Origin of the sequence: Streptomyces sp. NPDC047971 (assembly GCF_040653355.1) — a bacterium.
In the GTDB taxonomy this organism is placed as follows: domain Bacteria; phylum Actinomycetota; class Actinomycetes; order Streptomycetales; family Streptomycetaceae; genus Streptomyces.
In genome coordinates, this window is sequence record NZ_JBEZNW010000095.1 from 1 (window position 1) to 2,274 (window position 2,274).

Here is a 2,274-nt window from a genome sequence, read left to right on the forward strand (position 1 = left end):
GTGGCTGGTGAGTTGTATGTGGGTGGTGTGCAGCTGGCGCGTGGGTATGTGGGGCGGGCTGGGCTGACTGCTGAGCGGTTTGTGGCTGATCGGTTTTCGTCGGGTGGGGGTCGGCTTTATCGCACGGGTGATGTGGTGCGGTGGACGGCTGGTGGTGAGCTGGTTTTTGTGGGGCGTGCGGATGAGCAGGTGAAGATCCGTGGGTTCCGTATCGAGCCGGGTGAGGTTCGGTCGGTGGTGGCGGGTTGTCCGGGTGTGGGGCGGGCGGCTGTGGTGGTGCGTGAGGAGGTTGTGGGGGATCCGCGTCTGGTTGCTTATGTGGTGGCGGACGGGGAGTCGGTTGTCGGTCTTGCGGGTCGTGTGCGGGAGTTTGCGGCTGGTCGGCTTCCGGGGTACATGGTTCCGTCGGCGGTGGTGGTTCTGGATGCGTTGCCGTTGACGGTGAACGGCAAGCTCGATCACCGGGCACTGCCGGCACCCGAGTACGCCACCACCGACAGCCGAAAGCCCACCAACGGTCGCGAAGAGATCCTCTGCGAGGCGTTCGCCGAAATCCTCGGGATCGACGGCGTCGGCGTCGAGGACAACTTCTTCGCCCTCGGCGGCCACTCCCTCCTCGCCGTCCGCCTCGTCGAGCGGCTGCGCGAACGCGGCGTCACGGTGTCGGTGCGAGCCCTGTTCGAGACCCCCACCGTGGCCGGCCTCGCGCTGTCGGCGGGCACGGACGGGTTCGCCGTGCCGGAGAACCTGATCCCGGCCGACGCGACCGCCATCACCCCCGAGATGCTGCCGCTCGTCGACCTCACGGCCGACGAGATCGCCGTGGTCGTCGCCTCGGTGGACGGAGGCGCGGCCAACGTCGCCGACGTCTACCCGCTGGCCCCTCTCCAGGAGGGCCTGCTCTTCCACCACCTCCTCAACGAAGGCGGGGACGACGCCTACGCGCTCCCGACCGTCATCGAGTTCGACTCGCGCGACCGCTTCGACACCTTCGTCGCCGCCCTCCAGCAGGCCGTGGACCGCCACGACATCTACCGGACCTCCATCGTGTGGGACGGTCTGCGCGAGCCGGTCCAGGTCGTGTGGCGCCACGCCACCCTCCCCGTCACCGAGGTGACCCTCGACGCGGAGAGCACCGACCCGGTCGCGGACCTGGTCGCAGCCGGCGGCTCGACCATGGACCTGGGCCGCGCCCCGCTGATCAGCCTGCACATCGCAGCCCTGCCCGAGAGCGGCCGCCGGCTCGCACTCCTGCGGATGCACCACATGGTGCAGGACCACACGGCGAAGGAAGTGCTCCTCGAAGAAGTACGGGCCTTCCTCACCGGACACGGCGACGAACTGGCCGAGCCGCTGCCGTTCCGTAACTTCGTCGCCCAGGCGCGCGGCGGGGGCGGCGAGTCCGAGCACGAGCGCTACTTCGCCGACCTCCTCGGCGACGTCACCGAGCCCACCGCTCCGTACGGCATGGTCGACGTGCACGGAGACGGCACGGGCGTCATCCGGGACGATCTTGAGTTCTCCGCCTCCCTGACCACCCGTATACGAGAGGTCGCCCGCCGCCTCGGCGTCAGCCCCGCCCCCGTGCTGCACGTGGCATGGGCCCGGGTACTCGCGGCCGTCTCCGGCCGCGCGGACGTGGTGTTCGGCACCGTCCTGTCCGGCCGCATGAACGCGGGCACGGGCTCGGACCGGATTCCGGGCCCCTTCATGAACACGCTGCCGGTCCGCGTACCCACCGGTGAACTCGGCGCGCTGGAGTCCGTCGACGCCATGCGCGGGCAGCTGGCCCGTCTCCTCGAACACGAGCACGCCCCCCTCGCGGTGGCCCAGCGGGCCAGCGGCGTCACGGGCGACACCCCGGTGTTCACCTCGTTCTTCAACTACCGGCACAACGCCGGCCAGAACGCCGACAAAAGCCGAAACGCCGAGATCACGGGCATCCGCACGGTCTGGACGCACGACCGCACCAACTACCCGCTGTCCGTCGCGGTCAACGACGACGGCGACACCATCGCGCTCGCGGTGGACGCGATCGCCCCCGTCGACCCGGAGGCGGTGAGCGCCCAGGTCCACACGGCCACCGAGAACCTCGTGTCCGCCCTGGAGGCAGCGCTCGACGGCGGCACGGACGTGCCCCTCAGCTCACTGGATGTGCTCGGTGAGGATGAGCGGCGTTGTGTGTTGGTGGGGTGGAACGACACGGCTGTGGATCTGGGGTCGGTGGTGGTGCCGGAGCTGTTCGCGGCCCAGGTGGCGCGGACTCCGGATGCG

Annotated in this window: 1 protein-coding gene; it reads left to right on the top strand. The window is 69.8% G+C overall.

Features of this window, described 5'->3' with window-relative positions:
• Positions 1-234: 234 nt before the first annotated feature.
• Positions 235-2,274, top strand: a 2,040-nt coding sequence (locus AB0D99_RS35580; protein ID WP_362372356.1) for a condensation domain-containing protein, incomplete at its 3' end; no start/stop codon positions are given.